This is a genomic window from Actinomadura sp. NPDC049753, from assembly GCF_040674655.1.
In the GTDB taxonomy this organism is placed as follows: Bacteria; Actinomycetota; Actinomycetes; order Streptosporangiales; family Streptosporangiaceae; genus Spirillospora; species Spirillospora verrucosospora.
In genome coordinates, this window is sequence record NZ_JBFARL010000152.1 from 1 (window position 1) to 19,920 (window position 19,920).

Genomic DNA, 19,920 nt, shown 5'->3' on the forward strand with positions numbered 1-19,920 from the left:
TCCGGGTGACCTCCGCCTCGCGCCCGGCGACGGCCTCGTGGACCTGGGCGCCGGAGACCACGGCGAACGTTGGGGCCTGCGTCATGTGGGGAACTAACGAGGTGTACCCGGCCCTCGCCTTCGAGGAGCCTCCGCCGCCGGGCTCCGCGCCGCAGGACGCCCCGCTCTGGGAGGCCCCGGAGCCCGAACCGGGCCCCGCCGCCGTCACGCCGCCGGATCCCGACCCCGCTCTCCCCGAGCCCGCGCCGCCGTCCGGCTGGGACGGGCGGCTGCCGCCTCCCATCGAGCCGAAGCAGCCGCCGATCATGCCGGGCGAGCTGCGCCCGTTCGTCCCCGGCGAGTTCAACGCGGGCGGACACGGGACGCGCCACGGGCACGATCCCCTCAACGGGCGTGATTCGCTTAGCGGGCAGGAGCCCCTCAACAGGCATGACCCCCTCAACGGGCGTGATTCGCTCAACGGGCGTGATTCGCTTAGCGGGCATGACCCCCTCAACGGGCACGATCCCCTCAACGGGCAGGGGCTCAACGGCGCCGGGCTGAACGGGGCGGCGCGTGACGAGCCGTCCGTCCTCGATGACGCCGAGTGGGACGCCTTCCGCCGCGGCGCCCTGGAAGCACCAGACGCCCCCGTGCCTGGCACGACGGATCCGCTCGCCGCGGTACCCCCGGAACCGCCCGGCGAGCCGCCGCTTCCGCCCGTACCTCACGCGGACGAGGGGCCGGCCGAGGCGTTCCCCGACGTCCCGCCGCCCGGCCTGGGCGGCGCGGAACCGCCGGAAGGGCCCGTCCCGCCGCCGGACCCGGCCGACGGCGAGCCGCGCGGACGGCACTCGCGGCGGCCGCGGTCCGGCGAGGACGAGGAGTACCGGCCGCCCTGGTGGTGAGCGCGGTACTCCGGCGGGCGTAGCGCGAGTGCCTCCGGCCGGACGATGCGGCCCCCCGGACCTCTCTCCGACCATCGACTCATCCGACACAGGAAGGTCGATGAACCATGTTGACGACGTTGGCGACGCAGGCGGCCGCGATGCACCCGGGCGGCTGGCACGACGGGGACGCCCCCGCGTTCTGGCCGGTCTTCCCCATCACGTTCGGCCTGTTCTGGCTGGCCGTGCTCGGCACCGCCTTCTACCTCATCCGGCGCCGCATGCACGACGGCGCCGCTGCGGCCAGGGCGGCGGCCGACCCGATGACCAAGGCGCGCTCGGTTCTCGCCGAGCGGTTCGCCCGGGGCGAGATCGACGAGGACGAGTACCACATCCGCATGTCCGCCCTGCGCAACGGTGCCTAGTCGGCGGCCGCCTCCTCGAAGATGCGGTCGACGCCGTCCGGGTACATCGGTGCCCGGACGGCGGCGTCGGCGAAGCGGGTGAGCAGCCGCGCGAACTCGGTGCGCTCCCGCTCCGACCAGTCGGCCATCAGGTCGTCGAGGTAGGCGCGGCGGAAGCGGTCGGAGACCTGCTTGACGCGCCGCCCGGACTCGGTCAGGCCGAGGTTGGCGCGGCGCGCGTCGACGGGGGAGGGCCGCCGGGACACCAGGCCGGCGTCGATGGCGTGCCCGACGAGGCGGCTCGCCGTGGACGGGTCGATCTCCAGCCGTTCCGCGACCGCGCCGACCGTGACCTCGCAGGACGGCTCGTCGGGGCGCTCGCAGTCGGTGAGGGCGGCGACCGCGTTCACCACCATCAGGTTCGACAGCTGCAGCGGGCGCCCGTCCGCGGCGGTGGAGGTCTGGGCGCGGACGCGCTTGACGAGGTCGGGCTTGGCCCACACGCGGCGCAGATGGAACAGCGCGGTCGCGATCTCGGTGAGGGCGCCGTCGGCGGGGGGCTCGGGAGGGCTCCCGTCCCGAGGCGCGGCCCGCTCGGCGGTCCGTCCCGTGGCGGAGGTCTCCGTCGCCATGCAAGGTCTCCGTTCCGGACGCCGAACGCTGCGGATCACCTACTCTAACGTATGCAGCGTACATATGTTTCACCCTGGCGTGAACGCCGTTGCCGGTGAGACACACGGAGCGAAAGAGCCCCAGGTGAACGGCGATGTGATGCACTGAACCACCGGCGTCCGTTCACCGGGATCCGCCGGAACTTGTCCGCGCGGACGCGTAGCATGGCTCCCGCCCGAACCCGGACGACCCGGGATCAGTAACCACAGAGGGGACCTGATGCGAGCGGCGAACGCCCCCGGTGACCCCCGCGGTGACGTCCCCCCACAGGACCGAACCATGGACGACGGCCGCCCCCCGGCCGAGCCCGGCCCCGCCGAAGCGGAGGGCGGGGCGGACGACGCCGCGTTCAGCGCCGGCGGGCTCTCCGAGCGCGACCGCCGGATCCTCGCCTTCGAACGGCAGTGGTGGAAGTACGCCGGCGCCAAGGAGCAGGCCATCCGCGAGACGTTCGACATGTCGGCCACGCGGTACTACCAGCTCCTGAACATCCTGATCGACCGGCCCGAGGCGCTGGAGTGCGACCCGATGCTCGTCAAGCGCCTTCGCCGGATGCGGACACAGCGGCAACGAAGCCGTGCCGCGCGGCGGCTCGGCATCCGGCCCTGACCTGGCCACCATTGGTCACGTGAACTCTCCCCGCTCTTTGACGGCCGCAGGTGCCGAAGGACTTGACGCCATCCGCGAGAACCCGGCCGGAGCCGTGCTCGGCTTCGACTTCGACGGGACCCTGGCGCCGATCGTCGCCGACCCCGCCTCGGCGAGGGCCCATCCGGACGCCGCGCCGGCCCTGGCCCGGCTGGCCCCACTGGTCGGCTCGCTGCTGATCGTGACCGGACGTCCCGCCGCCGTGGCCGTCGAGTACGGCGGATTCGAGGGCATCGACGGGCTCGTCGTCCTCGGGCAGTACGGGCTCGAACGCTGGGACTCCGGCACGCTGACCGTGCCGGAGCCGCCGCCCGGCGTCGCCGAGGCCCGCGCGAAGCTGCCCGGCGTCCTCGCCGCCGCCGGCGCCCCGCCCGAGACGTTCGTGGAGGACAAGGGGCAGGCGCTCGCCGTCCACACCCGGCGGTGCGCCGAACCGCAGGTCGCGCTGGACCGGCTGCGCAGCATCCTCGCCGCGCTCGCCGAGCGGACCGGGCTGTCGGTGGAGCCGGGGCGGTACGTCCTCGAACTGCGCCCGCCCGGCATGGACAAGGGCAAGGCGCTGCGCGCGTACGTCGACGACCGCGGGACGCGCCCCTCAGCCCTGCTTTTCGCCGGGGACGACCTCGGCGACCTCGCCGCGTTCGACGCCGTCGACGCGCTGCGCGCCGAGGGCGTGCCCGGCGTGCTGGTGTGCAGCGGCTCGACCGAGGTCACCGCGCTCGCCGGACGGGCGGACCTGGTGGTCGACGGGCCCGCCGGCGTGGTCGACCTCATCGGCTCGCTCGCCGACTCCCTCTCCTGACTCCTCCGGCGGCCTCCGGCGCCGCCCGGGGCGCCGGAGCGCTGAGGAATTGTCCGCCAGGTGACAAGAGTCCCGGCTCGACTTGTCGCATCTCGCGAGACTCCGGGGGCCGGTGTGGCAGAGGAAGGCGATTAGGTCAAAATGTGGTGAATTGTGGGGAGTGCGGTCCGCGGGGGAGCCGCACGAGGGACATCGGGAGGCGAGACGGTGGACACGGAACCGGGACTTCCGCGCCGTCCAGGCGAGATCAGGCACACGCCCTCCCAGGGCATCCCGAGGGCCACGCCCAGAGAGGGGACGCCGGTCCGCCCGCCCGGTGCCCACGTACCGCCCGGTGCCCAGGTGCCGCCCGGCGCCCACATACCGCCTGGCCCTCCCATTCCGCCGGACGCCCCGACGCGTCCGATCGTCCACACCGCGCCGGCCGCGCAGGCGCCGCCGCGCGTCTGGGGCACGCCGCCGCCTACGCCCCCAGGGCCGCCGCCGTCGCCCCCAGGGCCGCCGCCGTCGCCCCCAGGGCCGCCGCGGTCGCGCCCCGAGCCGCCGCTCGGCGGGTCGGAGTGGGCCGCCGTGCCCGAGGCGCAGGACGCCTACTCCGAACCCGAGGAGTGGTCGTCGGCGACGGGGCCGATGGGCGTCCGCGAGACCAGCGGCGTCCAGGTGCGGATCGGACCTCGCGAGCGCGAGCGCGAGCGCCGGGAGCGGCGGCGCAAGGGACGCCGAAGCGGCCTGGTCGCGGCGGGCGTGCTCGCCCTGGCCGGACTGGTCACGGCCGGGCTCGTGCTGACGCCCGGCTCCGGCGACGAGGGCGCGACGGAGGCGGCCCCCGCCGCGGGCGAGCGGGCGCCGGGCGGCGCCGCCAAGCTGCCGCCCGCGGGCGCGCCCATCACGGTCGGCACCGCCGACGGCTCCAGGTACAGGATCGCCGCGGTGACGTCCGGGATCAGCGACGGCGTGGTGACGGCGTCCCGGTCCACGCCGCCGTCCGGGACGGCGTTCCCCTACATCGAGTACATCCTCGCGAACCCGAGCGGCGGGAGGGTCCTGCTCGACTTCCCCGGCGACGTGTTCGTCCGGCGCGACCTCGTCACGCCGGCGGCGCGGGGGCGCTGTATGCCGCAGGCCGGCGTCCCCGAGAGCCTGTGCACGCCGCCGACCGACAGCCAGGTCGTGCGGCGGCTCGCCGGCGGCGCGCTGGTCGCGGGGGAGGGCGGCGACAAGTACCTTCCGCCGGGCTCGGCCTACCTGGTCCGCGCGACGGTGGGCGTCCCGGTCGACCGCGGCGTCAGGCGCTCGGACATGGCCCTGTACGTGTGGAAGCAGCTGTACATGGCCGACCGGCTCGCCGAGCAGGCGCCCTTCCCGAAGGGAAAATGAAACCGCCGTGACCTGGGCGGCCACGGCGGTTCCGGTCGGTGCTCCCTGAGGTTCACTCGGCTTCGGGGTCATCGGCGAGGATCCCGTACAGGCGGCGGCGGGCGTCGTTGACCACGTCCAGCGCGCGCGCCTTCTGCGCCTCGCTGCCCACGGCCATCACCTGCTGGAGGGCGCCCATCAGCTGGCCGACGGCCTCGCGCCCGCGCAGGACGTTCTCGCCGGCGGCCTCGGTGACCTCGTCCCAGGGGGCGGCGGTCTGCGCCGACGCCTCCTCCCGGCCGGCGTCGGTGAGGGAGAACAGCCGCTTGCCGCCCTGCTCCTCGCTGCTGACCAGGCCCTCGTCCTCCAGCATCTGGAGGGTCGGGTAGACCGAGCCGGGGCTCGGCCGCCAGACGCCGCCGGTGCGGCCGTCCAGTTCCTGGATCATCTCGTAGCCGTGCATCGCCCGCTCGGCCAGCAGGGCGAGAAGCGCCGCCCGGACGTTGCCGCGCCGGGTGCGCCGCCCGCGTCCACCGGGTCCGCGATGGCCGGGGCCGAAGCCCGGACCGAAGCCGGGTCCGCCCGGGCCGCCGGGCCCCCACGGGCCGAACGGGTCGCCGCGGCGCCCTCGCTCCTCGGGTCGCCTGAAGCCGCCGCGCCTTCTCATCGTGTGCTCGTGCATCGCAGTCTCCTTCGTTGTTGATCGGTTGCGATGCTTCAACGATATATCGCAAACATGTCGCGATGCAACACTGTGATGCGAATCACTGCGGGGTGTGCCCGCGCCGAACGGAACGAGGCGCGGAGCGGTGGCCGCTCCGCGCCTCGATACGCGGGTCTTCGTGTTGCCGGTCCGAGTTCCGGGTCAGGGGCCGGTGACCTTCAGGTTGTCCAGGATGTCCTTGGTGGCGTCGCGGCCGTCGGTCTCCTTGACCCGGATCCACAGGCCGAACTTGCCGGACTTGTCCTTGAGGCCGACCTCGGTGACCGACGGCGTGCCGGTCTTGCAGGCGGTGAAGCGGGTGATCGTCCCGCTGAGGGCGCCGTCCGGCGTGGTGTAGTTCTCCGGCGCGGCCTTCGTGCACTGCGGATGGACGGCGGCGCGCGGCGGCGGGAGCTGGTTCGGAGCGAGGTCGGTGGTCACGCCGACGAACACGCCGGGGCCCTTGCCGTTGCCGAGGAACGCGGCCTTGTCCGGCGTCGCGCGCAGCACCGGCCGCGGCTGGCCGTCGGCGAGGCCGACGGCGGACGGCGTCCATGTCGGCTCCTGCCCCTGAACCGGCCACGACTTCGGCACCGCGGTCTTGATCTTGCCCGAGCCGTCGGCGACCGCGGTGAAGTCCTTCGGGACCGCCGGCTTCTTGTCCTTGCCGTCCTTGCCGCCGTCCCCGCCGTCGCCGCCGGAGAACATCATCCCGAGCGTCAGACCGCCGATCACGGCGACCACCAGCACCACCGCCGTGATGATCAGCGGCGTGACGAACTTCTTCCGGGCTCCGCCGCCGCGCGGCCCGCCCTGCCCGCCGCCCTGGACCGGCCCCGGCGGCGGAGGCTGGAAACCGGTCGGCGGGGGCCCGTAGGGCTGCTGGCCGCCCGGGCCCATCTGCTGGATCGGTCCGCCTTGCGGGGCTCCGCCCTGCGGCGACTGGGCCGGGAACGCGGTGGTCTTGTCGTCCAGGCCCTGCGGCTGGTTCTGCGGCGGCGCCTGCGGCCGGCCCTGCGGAGGCGGGCCCTGGTAGGCGATCGTCGGGTTGTTGTCGTTGTCCGGTGCTGTGGGCCCCTCCACCTGGGTGAAGGGGGTGGAGCGCCCGCTGGGCCGGTCCACGACCGTCACCTCTTCGGACGACGTACTGGGCGGGACGCGCATCTCGGAGGTGTGGAGGTCGTCCTCGCCGGGCTGGTCGAACCGCGTGTGCATGCCGGGCTGTGCGCTCTGCCCCGCTGCCGCGGCGGGCTGCGCGGGGTTGGGCTGTGCGGGCTTGGGCTGCGGAGGGTTGGGCTGTGCGGGGCCGGGCTGCTGCACGGGAGGAGGCTGGACCTGGGCCTGGACGCCCTCGCGGTAGAAGTCCTGGACGGTCGCGTCGGCGTCGATCTGCGGCTCGGGCGGCGGGGACGCCGCTTGGGCGGGCGCCGGCGCGGCCTGCGCCGAGGTGGGCCGCAGCGTGGACAGCGCCTCAGCGAACGCCTCGGCGGTCGGCCACCGCTTCTCCCGCTCGACCTCCAGCGCCCGCAGGACCACCTGGTCGAACGCGGGGGGCAGGCCCTCGCGCAGCTCGCTCGGCGCCTTCTTGACCGGCGCCGGGCCCGGAGCCCGCCCGGTGAGCATGTGGTAGGTCAGGGCGCCGAGGCCGTACACGTCCGCGCGGATGTCGAGCCCGCCGCCGAACCGCGCCTGCTCGGGCGACATGTACCCGGGCGTGCCGACCGGGAGGGTGAAGGCGCCGGACGCGTGCGCGAGCGCCTTGGCGAGGCCGAGGTCGGCGATGAGCAGTTTCTCGCCGCCGTCCGGCGTCGACTGGAACAGCACGTTGGACGGCTTCAGGTCGCGGTGGATGACGCCCAGCGTGTTGATCACCTCGACGCCGTAGGCGATCTGCTCGGCGAGCGCCACCGCCTCGCTGACCGGAAGTGGCCGCTCACGCATTCGATCGCCGAGCGTCCCGCGGTCGGCGTACGACATCACGAAGTAGGGGCGCCCGTCCGGCAGCTCGCCGATGTCGTGGACGCGGACGAGTCGCTCGGAGTCGGCGCGGCGCAGGATCCGGGCTTCCTCCAGGAACCTGTTGCGCACGTCCAGATCGTCGATCAGGCTGCCGTTCAGGACCTTTATGGCGACCTGGGACTCGAGGGCGTCGTCGTGCCCCAGCCATACAGAGGCGAACGCCCCCGACCCCAGGACGCGATCGATCCGGTAACGGCCTACTGATGGTGGGAAAGACACTCCCGTATCATCCCAACAACGGGGTGAGCGCGCGAACGAGCAATGAGGCGGCATGGCATTCGACGAGAGGACCGAGGAGTTGGCGGTCAAGGCCGCACAGGGCGACCAGGGCGCCCTCAACGAGCTCCTCCGCAAGATCGAGCCGGACGTGCTGCGGCACAGCTCCCGGTTCCTGCCCTGCCGACAGGACGCCGAGGAGGCGTGCCAGGACGCGTTGCTCCAGGTCGCCCGCAACATCCACCGGTTCGAGGGCCGGTCGCGGTTCAGCACCTGGCTGCACGTCGTCGTCGCCAACTCCGCCCGCTCCACCTACCGTTCGCTGAAGCGGCGTTCGGTCGAGCAGGCGGGCGAGCTTCCGCAGCAGCGCCCCGACCCGCGCCGGACGAGCGTCATCGCGGGTTCCCGGGTCGACATCCTCGACGCCATGGAGGACCTGGAGGCCCGCAAGCCCGACCTCATCCAGGCCCTGGTGCTGCGGGACGTCTCGCAGCTGGAGTACGCGGAGATCGCCGAGCAGCTCAAGCTCCCGCTCGGCACGGTCAAGTCCCGCATCCACGAGGCGCGCAAGCAGGTGAGGCAGACGCTCGGCGAGTCCTACACCTGACCGCCGGTCAAGGGTGGGTCATCGGACGGTAACAGTGGATGCAGAAGCCGGGTCCTGAGCTGGGCTTCTGCACCAGCATGCGGTGCATGCCACCAGGACCGGCCCTCCGCCGCGATCGTCCGATCTTCATCTTCGGCTGTCCTCGCTCGGGCACGACGCTGCTGCGCCTGATGCTCCACTCGCACGCCCGCATCGCGATCCCGGCGGAGACCCGGTTCGTCCTGCCCGCCTATGCGGCAAGGTGCGACTACGGTGACCTCCGGGAGAGCAAGAACAGGCGGATGCTCGCGGAGTGGATCGTCGGAGAGCGCGCCACCAAGGTGCGGGCGCTCGGCATGGACCCCGACGGGCTCGTCGAGGAGATCGCCGACGGGCCTCCGACGCTCGGCTCGGCGGTCGGCATCGTCTTCCGCGCCTACGCCCGCCTGCACGGCAAGCCGCGCTGGGGCGACAAGCGCCCCAGCTACTCCCAGCACGTCGGCGCGCTGCTGCGGATGTTTCCCGACGCCCAGTTCGTCCATCTTGTCCGGGACGGCCGGGACTGCGTCGCGTCGCTGATGGAGATGCCCTGGTTCGACCTCGACATCCACCACGCCGTCTCCGCCTGGCGGGAGACGATCGACCGCGGCCGCAGGCTCGCCGAGCGCCTCGGCCCCGACTCCTACTACGAGCTGCAGTACGAGCGGCTCGTCGCCGACCCCGGCGACGAGCTGACCCGGCTCTGCGGCTTCCTCGGCGAGGACTTCGACCCCGAGATGATCCACCCGGAGGGCCTCGCGAAGCGGATCGTCCCGTCCACCAAGAAGTGGCACGGCCGCACCCACGACGCCGTCACGACCAACCGCGTCGGATCATGGGCCGAGCGCCTCGACGCGTGGGAGATCAGCCTGGCCGAGGCCGCGTTCGGCGAGCGGCTCGCCGAGTACGGCTACGAGCCGAGCGGCCTGCCGAAGCCGTCCGCGGCCCTGCTCGCCCGCTTCACCCGCACCGCCGCCCACCGGCGCATGGCGCAGAGCAAGGCCGCGCTGCGGGAACGGTTGAGGCAGCACCACGAGCCGAACCCCGTCGAGTGCCTCCTCACCGCCGAGCAGTCCGCCGGCAGCGCCCCCTGACCGGACCCGCGGCGTGTTGCCCTGACGCCCGCAGAGCAGCACGCCGCTTCCCTTCCACGGAGATCTAGTCCAGCGCGGCCAGCTGGTCGGCGAACCAGCGCTGCGGGGGCAGGGCGGTCGCGGCGCCGGCGAGGCGGGCGCAGCGTTCGGCCCGCCGGGCGCGCGGCATCAGCAGGGCCTGGTGCAGGGCCTCGGCCGTCTGCGACACGTCGTAGGGATTGACCACCAGCGCGTCCTCGGACAGTTCCGCCGCCGCGCCCGCCTCTCGCGACAGCACGAGCGCGCAGCCGTGCCGCGACAGGACGGGCCCCTCCTTGGCGACCAGGTTCATCCCGTCCCGGATCGGGTTGACGAGCAGGACGTCGGCCAGGCCGTAGGCGGCAAGGGAACGCGGGTAGTCGTCGTTCACCTGGAGGATCAGCGGGTCCCAGTCCTCCGTGCCGAACTCTTCGGTGATCTGCCCGGCCATGCGCTGGACGGCCGCGGTGTACTCCCGGTACTCGGGCAGGTCGTAGCGGGACGGGTAGGCGAACGCGAGGTGCACGACGCGTCCGCGCCACTCGGGATGGTTGACGAGCATCTCCCGGTACGCGGAGAGCCCGCGCACGATGTTCTTGGACAGCTCCGTCCGGTCGATCCGCACGATGAGCTGGCGGTCGCCCACCTGTTCGCGCAGCGCGCGGGCCCTTTCGACGACGTCCTGTTCGGCGGCGCGGCTGCGCAGAGCCGTACCGTCCACCCCGAGACCGTGCACACCCACGCGCGTGGTGTGGCCCGAACAGGAGACGGTGCGGGCGGCGCGGTCGACGCGCGCGCCCGGCAGGAGCTCGCAGCAGTCGAGGAAGGCCGACGCCCACCGCTCCGTGAGGAAGCCGGCGTGGTCGGCGCCCAGGATGCCGAGAAGGATCTGCGCGCCGATGTCGTCCGGGAGCAGCCTGAAGTACTCCGGCGGCGCCCAGGGCGTGTGGGAGAAGTGCACGATCTTCAGGTCGGGGCGCCGGTCGCGCAGCATCCGCGGAGCCAGCGACAGGTGGTAGTCCTGGATCGCCGCCTTCGCGCCCGGGGCGGCGTCCCGGGCGAGGGCGTCCGCGAAGGCCGCGTTGTAGGCCTCGTAGGACTGCCAGTCCCGCCGGGCGCGGGCGTCGAAGTGCGGGCTGCGCGGCGTGTCGTACAACAGGTGGTGGACGAACCACAGCGTCGAGTTGGCGACGCCGTTGTAGGCGCGGTCGAACGTGGCCGCCGGGATGTCGAGCATCCGTACCGCCGCCCCGCCGGTCTCGTATCCGGCGAGGTCGAGGCGTCCGTCCGGGGAACGGCGCGACGCCGTGCGGTCGGCCTCGCCGAGGCTCGCGCACACCCAGAGGACGTCCGCTCCGCCGGGGGACGGCTCCCGCGCCGTCTCGGCCGGACGCGGCGGGCCGGGGTCGCGCGGGGCGCCCGTGACGGCGGCGAGGCCCGACACGAGACCGCCGCCCCCGCGCCGCATGGTGAGCCCGCCGTCGTCCGACAGCGAGAACGACACCGGCCCCCGGTTCGAGGCCACCAGCACTTGGCTCATACGGGAAGGGTCTCAGTTGCGGCCGAGGCGCATCAAAGTGACCCGCGAGGTGGCCGGCATCGCCCGCCCTTCTGTCCGTTCCGCCCGGTTAGTCATCCGCCCAGGGGGTATCCGGCGCCAATGAGCAAGTCCGAGACGACGAAAACCGTGCTCGTCGCCGGTGCCGCAAACCTCATCCTCGCGATCACGAAGCTGTTCGCCGGCCTGCTGGCCGGGTCCAGCGCCATGCTCGCGGAGAGCGCGCACTCGGTGGCCGACACCCTCAACCAGGGCTTCCTCTACACGTCGATCCGGCGCAGCGAACGGCCCCCCGACCGGCGCCACCCCTTCGGATACGGCAACGAGCGGTACGTGTGGTCGCTGCTCGCCGCGTTCGGCATCTTCGTGGCCGGCGCCGGATTCTCGATCTTCGAAGGCATCCTGACCATGACCGGTCACGGCGGCGGCGGGACGACGGTGTGGCTCGCCTACGCCGTCCTCGGCCTCGGCGCGGTGCTGGAGGGGACGTCCTGGATCCGCGCCTTCTACCAGGCCAGGAAGGAGACGCGCGAGAGCGAACGCGACCTGGTCGAGCATGTCCGCAAGTCGCCCGACGTGACGTTCAAGACCGCGCTGTTCGAGGACACCGCGGCGATGATCGGCCTCGCGCTCGCCGCCGGCGGCCTCGTGATGCGCCAGATCACCGGCTCGGATTTCTGGGACGGGCTCGCGTCCGTCCTCATCGGGATCCTCCTGGTCGTCCTCGCCTTCTCGATCGGCCGGGAGAGCATGGGCCTGCTCATCGGCCAGGCGGCCGACCCCGCCGAGCAGCGCGAGATCCGCGCCGAGATCTGCGGCGCGCCCGGCGTGACCGGCGTGGACGAACTGCTCACCATGCACTTCGGCCCGGAGCAGATCCTCGTCGCCGCGAAGGTGCACTTCTCCGACGACATCAGCGCCGACGAGGCCGAGGACGTCGCCGGCGAGATAGACCGGCGGCTCCGCGGGCGCGTCCCGACCGTCCGGCACGTGTTCCTCGACCCGACCCAACGGGTGATCAAGACACCCGCGGGGTAACGTCTCAATCGCTGGACCCGCCTGTCTGGCATCCGGTCAGTTCATGTAAAGTCACGCATACGAGTTCAAAGCTCGTGATCGACAACTTCATACCGCTCATCCAGAGGGGTGGAGGGACCGGCCCTGCGAAGCCCCGGCAACCACCTGGCTGCGGCGCGTCGCGATCCTGCGAGGCCGGCCGGGAGATGGTGCCAACTCCGGCCTGCGACCAAGGTGGCGCAGGGAAGATGGGGAGAAAGGCCTCGCCCTCATGGCACTCACGCCTGCCACAGACCTCGGACCGGCTACCGCTCTCGTCTGCCGCGAATGCGGCTCGTCCCGCGACCTCGGACCCTTCTACGCGTGTGAAGAGTGTTTCGGCCCCCTGGAGATCGCCTACGACTTCGGCGGCGTCACCCGGGAGTCCATCGAGTCCGGGCCGCGCAACATCTGGCGGTACCGCGGGCTGCTGCCCGTCCCGTCCAACGTCGCCGACACCCCGAACACCGAGCCGGGCCTGACCCGCCTCGTCCGCGCCGACAACCTCGCGGAGAGCCTCGGCCTGCAGAGCCTGTGGGTGAAGGACGACAGCGGGAACCCGACCCACTCGTTCAAGGACCGCGTCGTCGCCGTGGCGCTCGCCGCCGCCCGCGAACTGGGCTTCAAGGTGCTGGCCTGCCCGTCCACCGGGAACCTCGCCAACGCCGTCGCCGCCGCGGCGGCCCGCGCCGGGATCCGCAGCGCGGTGTTCGTCCCGTCGAACCTGGAGTCCCAGAAGATCATCACGACGGCCGTGTACGGCGGGACGTTCGTGACGGTCGACGGCAACTACGACGACGTCAACCGGCTCGCGTCCGAGATCGCGGGCGAGCAGGACGACTGGGCGTTCGTCAACGTCAACGTACGCCCCTACTACGCCGAGGGCTCCAAGACGCTCGGCTACGAGATCGCCGAGCAGCTCGGCTGGCGGCTGCCCGACCAGATCGTCGTGCCGGTCGCGTCCGGCTCCCAGCTCACCAAGATCGACAAGGCGTTCCAGGAGCTGATCAAGCTGGGCCTGGTGGAGGAGAAGCCGTACCGCGTCTTCGGCGCCCAGGCCTCCGGGTGCGACCCGGTCGCCGCCGCGTTCAAGGCGGGCCACGACGTCGTCCGCCCGGTGAAACCCGACACGATCGCCAAGTCCCTCGCCATCGGCAACCCCGCCGACGGCCCCTACGTCCTGGACGTGGCCCGCCGCACCGGCGGCGCCGTCGAGGACGTCACCGACGAGCAGGTCGTCGAGGGGATCCGGCTCCTGGCCCGCACCGAGGGCGTCTTCGGCGAGACGGCCGGCGGCGTCACCGTCGCGGCCCTGCGCAAGCTCGTCGAGGCAGGCTCCCTCGACCCGGGCGCCGAGACCGTGATCATCAACTCCGGGGACGGCCTGAAGACCCTGGACGCCGTCGCCCCGGTCGTCGCGCCGTCGGCGAACATCGCCCCGTCCCTGGAGGCGTTCCGCGCCGCGGGCCTCGCCTGAGAACGAAGGAGCAGCATGAGCAGCGTGTCCGTCCGTATCCCGACGATCCTGCGGACCTACACCGGGGGCGAGTCCGAGGTGAAGGCCGAGGGCGCGACCCTGCGCGCGGTCGTCGCCGACCTTGAGGCCAGCTACTCCGGCATCTCCGCCCGCATCCTGGACGACGCGGGCAAGATCCGCCGTTTCGTGAACGTCTACGTCGGGGACGAGGACGTCCGTTTCGCCGAGGGCCTCGACACCCCGACGCCCGAGGGCGCCCAGATCTCCATCATCCCCGCGGTGGCGGGCGGCTGACGTCCGTCTCGTCCGCGAAGCCCCGGCACGTCCACCGTGCCGGGGCTTTTCCGTGCGCATGTGGCCGATTCCCCCTTCTGCGGAACGCGATTGCCCCGGTGGATGCTGGATTGGGAAACTGTTCTTCCCGTCCGGCCAAACGCATATGGACAAAGCTTTAGCGAGCGCCAGTTTCGCGGCTTTGATCTTGATCACCGCCTCTCCGTCACTTGGGTTTCTCGCTGGCCGCGCCCTGGAAGATTGATCCCGGAGTGGCGCTCCCTGGGGCGCCGATCGGCATACGAGAGTGAGGAAAGGCATGAAGCGCATTTTGCGCACGATGGCCGTTACCGGCATAACGATGGGGGCGGCCGTCCTCGCGGCTCCATCGGCGATGGCCGACATCAACTTCTACAAGGTGGAGAAGGCGTACGTGGGGCACAACGGCTCCACGTACATCACCGAAAAGGGTCCGGGCGACCTGATCTACACCGACATCAACAAGTCGCCCAAGGCCGCGCCGGTGATCGGGAACAAGCCGGTGAAGACCGGTGACATCACCACGAAGCTCCACGGCGGGAAGCACAACACGGCCGTCACGGGCGTCGAGGGCTCCGAGCAGGAGGCCACCAAGGTCGCCCTCGCCAAGGCGGCCGAGCACCAGGCCGCCGAGCAGCAGGCGGCTCCTCAGGAGGCCGCTCCGCAGCAGGAGTCGCTGCAGGCGGCGCCGGAGCAGAACGCCGAGCAGGCCGCCCCGCAGCAGGGCGAGCAGCAGGCCGCTCCGCAGCAGGAGGCCCAGCAGGCTGCTCCGCAGCAGGGCGAGCAGCAGGCCGCGCCGGAGCAGAACGCCGAGCAGGCCGCTCCGCAGCAGGACGCGCAGCAGGCCGCGCCGGAGCAGCAGGCCGCGCCGGAGCAGCAGGCCGCGCCGGAGCAGCAGGCCGCGCCGGAGCAGCAGGCCGCTCCGGAGCAGCAGGCCGCGCCGGAGCAGCAGGCCGACGCCAACGCTCCGCAGGCCGGGCAGCGGCTGGCCACCACGGGGGACCGCCCCGAGCCGGTGCACGTCCACGCGGCCAAGAAGGCGATCGTCGGCCAGAACGGCCCCGTCGCCAACATCGAGAAGGGCCCGGGCGACGCGATCTTCACGAACCTCAGCGGATCGCCCCGCTCGACCGTCTACGCCGGCAACAGCGCGACGATGACCGGGCCCATCACCAGCCACATCCACGGCGGGAAGCACAACACCGTGATCAACGCGGTCGAGGGCCCCGAGCAGGAGTCCACCAAGCGGTGAACCTCGGTTCCTAGCAGAACACCGAAGCACCACGGCCGCTCCGGCCCGGTCACGCATCGACGCCGGAGCGGCCGCCCAATGTCCGGACCCGTTTGCGGCGGCCTTTTGCCCGGGACCGAAAGAACATCCTCACCATTCGCCATACTCCATGAAAGCGGCCCAATGGGCCGTGGTGATCCCCGGCGCATCAGGCCGCCGCAAACGTTGTCGCACCGACAGAACCGGCACCAACGGCCCGTGACGAAGAAATTCCGCGGAAGCGGCGGCACGGGCCGCCGCCGGTGCAATGGCACGCGAAATGGGTGGCCCCGACGACACCCGCCCTCACCGGAAGGCGAGACCTCGGTGTCCGCCAGTAACAGGGGGCGCCCGCCCGCGCCACGTGGGAGCGGTGGGCCGTCCGCGCTACCGCCGGTGGCGTCCCGCAGGGGCTCGTCCCACCGGCCCGTTTCGACCTGGCCAGTCACCGGCAGCGGCACAGGCGGTCCTCGATGGCGTGAACCGGGGAAAGCCGGAGCCCGACGGCCGGCGCTGGGCTGTCATCCCCATCGAGAGCCTCTCCCGCGCGGAGGCAGAGCTGCTGCAGCCGGCCCGGACACGGAGTGCTCGCACCGGCGGAGCAACGACCGACGTTCCCTGCGCTCGGGCGGCACCTGCTCAGGCAGAACGAAAGCGGTACGGGGAGGTGACCGGCTCATGGCGGGGCGGTGGTTCGGCTGCTCTTCGGGGAACGGCTCCTGGCGGCCGTCCGCGCTGACGTGACCCTCCGGCGCAGGTCAGAGCACTTCCGAGCAGGCCGACGAGACGTGTGCGGCGGTGATGTGTGGCGCTTGCACTCGACGGGGTAGAGTGCTAAACAAGCATTGGCACTCTGCTGTGGAGAGTGACAACTTCACACAGTCATGGGTCGGGGCGATGAGGCCTCAGGCCGGCGGCGGAATGGAAGTCGTCGGCGGGGCCGTCCGTCGCGGGCGTCGGCTCGATCCGTCTAAGCCACCTTGTTCCGGGAGGACTGGAGCCTATGGCTGCAAAGATGATCGCGTTCGACGAGGAGGCCCGCCGCGGTCTCGAGCGCGGCATGAACCAGCTCGCCGACGCCGTGAAGGTGACCCTTGGTCCCAAGGGCCGCAACGTCGTGCTGGAGAAGAAGTGGGGCGCCCCCACGATCACCAACGACGGTGTGTCGATCGCCAAGGAGATCGAGCTCGAGGACGCGTGGGAGAAGATCGGCGCGGAGCTCGTCAAGGAAGTAGCGAAGAAGACCGACGACGTCGCGGGTGACGGCACCACCACCGCCACCGTGCTGGCCCAGGCGCTGGTGCGCGAGGGTCTGCGCAACGTGGCCGCCGGTGCGAACCCGATGTCGCTGAAGCGCGGCATCGAGGCCGCCGTCGAGCGGGTGAGCGAGGAGCTGTCCAAGCTCGCCAAGGACGTGGAGACCAAGGAGCAGATCGCCTCCACGGCGTCCATCTCCGCGGGCGACCCGCAGATCGGCGAGATGATCGCCGAGGCGATGGACAAGGTCGGCAAGGAAGGCGTCATCACGGTCGAGGAGAGCCAGACCTTCGGTCTGGAGCTCGAGCTGACCGAGGGGATGCGCTTCGACAAGGGCTACATCTCGCACTACTTCGTGACCGACCCCGAGCGGATGGAGGCGGTCCTCGAGGACCCGTACATCCTGATCGTTCAGGGCAAGGCGTCGGCGAACAAGGACCTGCTGCCCGTCCTCGAGGGCGTCATGCAGTCCGGCAAGCCGCTGCTGATCATCGCGGAGGACGTCGAGGGCGAGGCCCTGGCCACCCTGGTCGTCAACAAGATCCGCGGTATCTTCAAGTCCGTGGCCGTGAAGGCGCCGGGCTTCGGCGACCGCCGCAAGGCCATGCTGGGCGACATCGCCACGCTGACCGGCGGCCAGGTCATCAGCGAGGACGTGGGTCTCAAGCTGGAGAACACCACGACCGAGATGCTGGGCCGCGCCCGCAAGGTCGTCATCACCAAGGACGAGACCACCATCGTGGACGGCGCCGGTGACGCCAACGAGATCGCGGGCCGGGTCAACCAGATCCGCACCGAGATCGACAACACCGACTCCGACTACGACCGCGAGAAGCTCCAGGAGCGCCTGGCCAAGCTCGCGGGCGGTGTCGCGGTCATCAAGGCCGGCGCCGCGACGGAGGTCGAGCTCAAGGAGCGCAAGCACCGCATCGAGGACGCCGTCCGCAACGCGAAGGCCGCGGTCGAGGAGGGCATCGTCCCCGGTGGCGGCGTGGCGCTGCTGCAGGCCGGCACCAAGGCGTTCGACAAGCTGGAGCTGTCGGGCGACGAGGCCACCGGTGCGAACATCGTCAAGCGCGCTCTCGAGGAGCCGCTGAAGCAGATCGCCGTCAACGCCGGCCTTGAGGGCGGCGTCGTGGTGGAGCGGGTCCGTAACCTGACCCCGGGCGAGGGCCTGAACGCCGCCACCGGCGAGTACGTCAACATGTTCGAGTCGGGGATCCTCGACCCGGCCAAGGTGACCCGGTCCGCGCTGCAGAACGCCTCGTCGATCGCCGCGCTGTTCCTCACCACCGAGGCCGTCATCGCCGAGAAGCCCGAGAAGAACCCGGCCCCGGCGGGCGGCATGCCCGACGCCGGCGGCATGGACTTCTGAGCAGGTCCACGGTTCGCACTTCCGAGTGCATGTGAAAGGGGCGGTTCCTTCGGGGACCGCCCCTTTCCGTGTCCGCGAAGCCCGGTGCGGGCCGAAGCCCCGGTCCGGGCGGGGCGACGCTCCATGGGGCCCGTAGGGACGCCGGAGATGTCCGTGGGGATGTTCGGGGCACGCCGGGCCGAAAGAAGAATGTTTCTCGGACGGCCACCCCGGGCCGCGCCGCTGCAGGTCAGTGAGCCGGGCGCGGGCGCGGCGGTTCCGGCGGGCGGAGACGGGCGCACAAAGTGCTTCCCCTGCGGGCCCGGCGCTTGGCAGGATCGCCGGTTGGAGGGCGTGCCGCCGAGGACGCGGGCGCCGGCGAAGTGAACAGTGAGGCGGTCGCCGATGCGGCCGACGAGGCAGGAGAACACGTGAGCGAAGTGTTCAGCTCCCCGGTGCTCAGGGTCGAACAGCCTCGCAGGGGACCGTTGGCCAAGTCGCGGTACAAGGTGCTGGACGAAGGCGGGACCGTCCTCGCCATCGCGGCCCCGACCGACGACAAGGGCAACTCCGCGGTCATGCGCGGCCTGTTCCCCGGCAAGTCGAACCTCGACGCCCGAGCCGTCCTGCTGACGACGCCCGACGGCGACCCCCTGTACGTCGTGGACAAGCAGAGCGGCCGGGAGTACACCGAGATCCTCCGGCCGGACGGAGAGCGCGTCGGTTCCTTCGTCACCGAGAGGGTCGGCCGCCGCTACGTCATCTACGACGACGACGGGACGCTCATCGGCACGGTCGAGGTCGACGTGCCGCGCAACAACTTCGAGGTGAAGGACGCCGACGGCGGAAGGGTGGCGCACGTCCGCAAGAAGTGGGCGGGCCTCGCCACCCACCTGCTCACGACGGCCGACAAGTACGCGGTGGAGATCTCCGATCCGGTCCGGGAACCGCTGCGGACGATGGCGGTCATGACGGCCATCGTCATGGACATGAACCTGCACGAGGCCAAAGAGATCACCTGACGGACCGGAGGCCGCCCGGCGGAGGGGTTCCCGGCTCCCGCGAGGCGAGGTACGTTCCGGTCGTGCAGGCCATGTCCGGGCGCCCGAACGGCTGGCGGATCTCGCCGGCGATTCCGACGATCGCGAACTGCGCGCTGGCCGTCCTCTGGCTCTTCTCGACCCTCGGCGGGTGGGGCGACGCGGCCTTCTGCGGTGGGGACGAGGGCCGCGACCCGGCATGCGGGGCCGGATTCGAGGACGCCGTGCGGATCTCGGCGCCCGTGGCGGTCGTCGCCGCGGCCGTCGCCGTCACGGCGTGGTCGGCGCCCGGTGTCCGGCGCAGGCCCTGGCTGCTGGACATGACCCTCACCGTCGCGGCCTTCACCTGGGTGATCGCCGAAGGGGTGCTGTTCGTCGGCGGATACCTGGCCAAGCCCTGAGACGCGCCGAACGGTCGGCGTTGCCGAAATGAAACCTCGCCCGTGTGAATGGGATGTTCGAGCGGTACAAACAGGGTGGACCCGGACGAAACCCGAGGTAGGTCGCGTGCTGGAGCGGCTCAGGGCGCGCCGCGCGGGCGGGTCCCCGCCATTGGGGCGTGCGAGCTGGTTTGACGTCCCCTTCGCTTGGGCATACTGTTCACTTCGCCCCACGGGAGTGCGGGACGCCTGACGGCGGCCGGCCCGGGGGAACCATCCTCGACCAGCTGACGTGGCTTCGTCGCGTCCGCATCGTCGTGATGGGTCGGAAAAGGATCGATTTGACAATCGGGCCGGATCTGATGAAATAGCAACACCGCCGGGAAGGAACCGCGCAAGCGGAATCGGAATGGCGGATCGGAAAAGCCCGGAATTGACAGTCCGAGCGGATCTGATAAAGTAAGAACAAGTCGCCCCGGGGCGGGAAACGCGAAAGCGGATCCGGTACGGTGGGTGTCCGTTTCTTGAGAACTCAACAGCGTGTTAAAAGCCAGTGCCTTTATCGGCTCGGCCAGATTCGGCCGGGTCGCCCCGTGCCATCTCTTCGGGGATGGTGGGGATTTCTTTGAGGCAATGCCATCCCGTTGGGATGGTGATGCCGGGATTGTTTCCTGAGGTTTGGCTGGTCGGGGTTCGCGCCCTGGCTGGTCGTTGGACCTTGATGGAGAGTTTGATCCTGGCTCAGGACGAACGCTGGCGGCGTGCTTAACACATGCAAGTCGAGCGGAAAGGC

The 19,920-nt window shown here is 71.5% G+C and carries 18 protein-coding genes, 1 rRNA gene and 1 riboswitch; of the genes, 15 read left to right on the forward strand and 4 right to left on the reverse strand.

Annotated elements, in window-relative coordinates; genetic code table 11:
• The first annotated feature begins 83 nt into the window (after nt 1-83).
• Complete coding sequence (locus tag AB0K37_RS30155) at nt 84-887, forward strand: hypothetical protein (RefSeq protein ID WP_363986732.1); 804 nt, start codon at nt 84-86, stop codon at nt 885-887.
• A gap of 107 nt (nt 888-994) precedes the next feature.
• Nucleotides 995-1,291 (forward strand): hypothetical protein, encoded by a 297-nt coding sequence (locus AB0K37_RS30160; protein WP_363986734.1) that lies wholly within the window; start codon nt 995-997, stop codon nt 1,289-1,291.
• Here AB0K37_RS30160 and AB0K37_RS30165 read toward each other — a convergent pair.
• The gene (locus tag AB0K37_RS30165) at nt 1,288-1,902 is read right to left on the reverse strand and encodes a MarR family transcriptional regulator (RefSeq protein WP_363986736.1); all 615 of its coding nucleotides are present in this window, start codon (nt 1,900-1,902) and stop codon (nt 1,288-1,290) included. The two genes, AB0K37_RS30160 and AB0K37_RS30165, sit on opposite strands and share 4 nt — an antisense overlap.
• 319 nt (nt 1,903-2,221) lie before the next feature.
• Between AB0K37_RS30165 and AB0K37_RS30170 the strand changes: the two genes are divergently transcribed.
• From AB0K37_RS30170 to AB0K37_RS30180, 3 genes are all read left to right on the forward strand, one after another.
• Nucleotides 2,222-2,551 carry a DUF3263 domain-containing protein gene (locus tag AB0K37_RS30170; protein ID WP_363986738.1) on the forward strand — a complete coding sequence of 110 codons (330 nt, stop codon included), beginning with the start codon at nt 2,222-2,224 and terminating at the stop codon, nt 2,549-2,551.
• A 19-nt stretch (nt 2,552-2,570) separates the two neighbouring features.
• A complete protein-coding gene (gene otsB, locus AB0K37_RS30175; RefSeq protein ID WP_363986740.1) occupies nt 2,571-3,392 on the forward strand; it encodes a trehalose-phosphatase in 822 nt (273 codons plus the stop codon).
• Between the two features lie 570 nt (nt 3,393-3,962).
• Entirely contained in the window at nt 3,963-4,769 is an 807-nt protein-coding gene (locus tag AB0K37_RS30180) for a hypothetical protein (RefSeq protein WP_363986742.1), read from the forward strand.
• A gap of 52 nt (nt 4,770-4,821) precedes the next feature.
• On the opposite strand, the gene AB0K37_RS30185 is transcribed toward AB0K37_RS30180, so the two are convergent.
• Nucleotides 4,822-5,430 carry a PadR family transcriptional regulator gene (locus AB0K37_RS30185; RefSeq protein ID WP_363986744.1) on the reverse strand — a complete coding sequence of 203 codons (609 nt, stop codon included), beginning with the start codon at nt 5,428-5,430 and terminating at the stop codon, nt 4,822-4,824.
• A 183-nt stretch (nt 5,431-5,613) separates the two neighbouring features.
• Nucleotides 5,614-7,689, reverse strand: a complete 2,076-nt coding sequence (locus tag AB0K37_RS30190; protein ID WP_363986745.1) for a serine/threonine-protein kinase — start codon at nt 7,687-7,689, stop codon at nt 5,614-5,616.
• A 52-nt stretch (nt 7,690-7,741) separates the two neighbouring features.
• On the opposite strand from AB0K37_RS30190, the gene AB0K37_RS30195 reads away from it, so the two are divergent.
• Both AB0K37_RS30195 and AB0K37_RS30200 read left to right on the forward strand, forming a co-directional pair.
• The gene (locus tag AB0K37_RS30195) at nt 7,742-8,293 is read left to right on the forward strand and encodes an RNA polymerase sigma factor (protein WP_089313869.1); all 552 of its coding nucleotides are present in this window, start codon (nt 7,742-7,744) and stop codon (nt 8,291-8,293) included.
• 86 nt (nt 8,294-8,379) lie between these two features.
• Nucleotides 8,380-9,405, forward strand: coding sequence for a sulfotransferase (locus AB0K37_RS30200; protein WP_363986747.1), 1,026 nt, complete (start codon nt 8,380-8,382; stop codon nt 9,403-9,405).
• Between the two features lie 64 nt (nt 9,406-9,469).
• Here the strand turns inward: AB0K37_RS30200 and AB0K37_RS30205 are convergent, their stop codons facing one another.
• Nucleotides 9,470-10,963 carry a trehalose-6-phosphate synthase gene (locus AB0K37_RS30205; RefSeq protein ID WP_363986749.1) on the reverse strand — a complete coding sequence of 498 codons (1,494 nt, stop codon included), beginning with the start codon at nt 10,961-10,963 and terminating at the stop codon, nt 9,470-9,472.
• A gap of 120 nt (nt 10,964-11,083) precedes the next feature.
• On the opposite strand from AB0K37_RS30205, the gene AB0K37_RS30210 reads away from it, so the two are divergent.
• The 8 genes from AB0K37_RS30210 to AB0K37_RS30245 form a co-directional block, all read left to right on the forward strand.
• Complete coding sequence (locus AB0K37_RS30210) at nt 11,084-12,019, forward strand: cation diffusion facilitator family transporter (RefSeq protein WP_363986751.1); 936 nt, start codon at nt 11,084-11,086, stop codon at nt 12,017-12,019.
• Nucleotides 12,020-12,112: 93 nt separating this feature from the next.
• Nucleotides 12,113-12,253: riboswitch (SAM riboswitch) on the forward strand.
• Between the two features lie 16 nt (nt 12,254-12,269).
• Nucleotides 12,270-13,514, forward strand: coding sequence for a threonine synthase (gene thrC, locus AB0K37_RS30215; RefSeq protein ID WP_363986753.1), 1,245 nt, complete (start codon nt 12,270-12,272; stop codon nt 13,512-13,514).
• 15 nt (nt 13,515-13,529) lie between these two features.
• Nucleotides 13,530-13,808: a MoaD/ThiS family protein gene (locus tag AB0K37_RS30220; RefSeq protein WP_149262935.1), complete on the forward strand. Its 279-nt coding sequence runs from the start codon at nt 13,530-13,532 to the stop codon at nt 13,806-13,808.
• A 298-nt stretch (nt 13,809-14,106) separates the two neighbouring features.
• A complete protein-coding gene (locus AB0K37_RS30225) occupies nt 14,107-15,078 on the forward strand; it encodes a hypothetical protein (RefSeq protein ID WP_363986755.1) in 972 nt (323 codons plus the stop codon).
• A 1,021-nt stretch (nt 15,079-16,099) separates the two neighbouring features.
• Nucleotides 16,100-17,728, forward strand: a complete 1,629-nt coding sequence (groL, locus tag AB0K37_RS30230; RefSeq protein WP_141578529.1) for a chaperonin GroEL — start codon at nt 16,100-16,102, stop codon at nt 17,726-17,728.
• Nucleotides 17,729-18,138: 410 nt separating this feature from the next.
• A complete protein-coding gene (locus tag AB0K37_RS30235) occupies nt 18,139-18,729 on the forward strand; it encodes a phospholipid scramblase-related protein (protein WP_363986757.1) in 591 nt (196 codons plus the stop codon).
• 62 nt (nt 18,730-18,791) lie between these two features.
• On the forward strand, nt 18,792-19,148 hold the full coding sequence (locus AB0K37_RS30240; protein WP_363986759.1) for a hypothetical protein: 357 nt from the start codon (nt 18,792-18,794) through the stop codon (nt 19,146-19,148).
• Nucleotides 19,149-19,845: 697 nt separating this feature from the next.
• A 16S ribosomal RNA gene (locus tag AB0K37_RS30245) occupies nt 19,846-19,920 on the forward strand; the annotation flags it as partial.

What these genes read in the sequence shown, in the direction of transcription:
- AB0K37_RS30155 (WP_363986732.1), top strand. Translation starts at nt 84, where the DNA reads ATGTGGGGAACTAACGAGGTGTACCCGGCCCTCGCCTTCGAGGAGCCT.
- AB0K37_RS30160 (WP_363986734.1), top strand. Translation starts at nt 995, where the DNA reads ATGTTGACGACGTTGGCGACGCAGGCGGCCGCGATGCACCCGGGCGGC.
- AB0K37_RS30165 (WP_363986736.1), bottom strand. Translation starts at nt 1,902, where the DNA reads ATGGCGACGGAGACCTCCGCCACGGGACGGACCGCCGAGCGGGCCGCG.
- AB0K37_RS30170 (WP_363986738.1), top strand. Translation starts at nt 2,222, where the DNA reads ATGGACGACGGCCGCCCCCCGGCCGAGCCCGGCCCCGCCGAAGCGGAG.
- AB0K37_RS30185 (WP_363986744.1), bottom strand. Translation starts at nt 5,430, where the DNA reads ATGCACGAGCACACGATGAGAAGGCGCGGCGGCTTCAGGCGACCCGAG.
- AB0K37_RS30195 (WP_089313869.1), top strand. Translation starts at nt 7,742, where the DNA reads ATGGCATTCGACGAGAGGACCGAGGAGTTGGCGGTCAAGGCCGCACAG.
- AB0K37_RS30200 (WP_363986747.1), top strand. Translation starts at nt 8,380, where the DNA reads ATGCCACCAGGACCGGCCCTCCGCCGCGATCGTCCGATCTTCATCTTC.
- AB0K37_RS30205 (WP_363986749.1), bottom strand. Translation starts at nt 10,963, where the DNA reads ATGAGCCAAGTGCTGGTGGCCTCGAACCGGGGGCCGGTGTCGTTCTCG.
- AB0K37_RS30210 (WP_363986751.1), top strand. Translation starts at nt 11,084, where the DNA reads ATGAGCAAGTCCGAGACGACGAAAACCGTGCTCGTCGCCGGTGCCGCA.
- thrC (WP_363986753.1), top strand. Translation starts at nt 12,270, where the DNA reads ATGGCACTCACGCCTGCCACAGACCTCGGACCGGCTACCGCTCTCGTC.
- AB0K37_RS30220 (WP_149262935.1), top strand. Translation starts at nt 13,530, where the DNA reads ATGAGCAGCGTGTCCGTCCGTATCCCGACGATCCTGCGGACCTACACC.
- AB0K37_RS30225 (WP_363986755.1), top strand. Translation starts at nt 14,107, where the DNA reads ATGAAGCGCATTTTGCGCACGATGGCCGTTACCGGCATAACGATGGGG.
- groL (WP_141578529.1), top strand. Translation starts at nt 16,100, where the DNA reads ATGGCTGCAAAGATGATCGCGTTCGACGAGGAGGCCCGCCGCGGTCTC.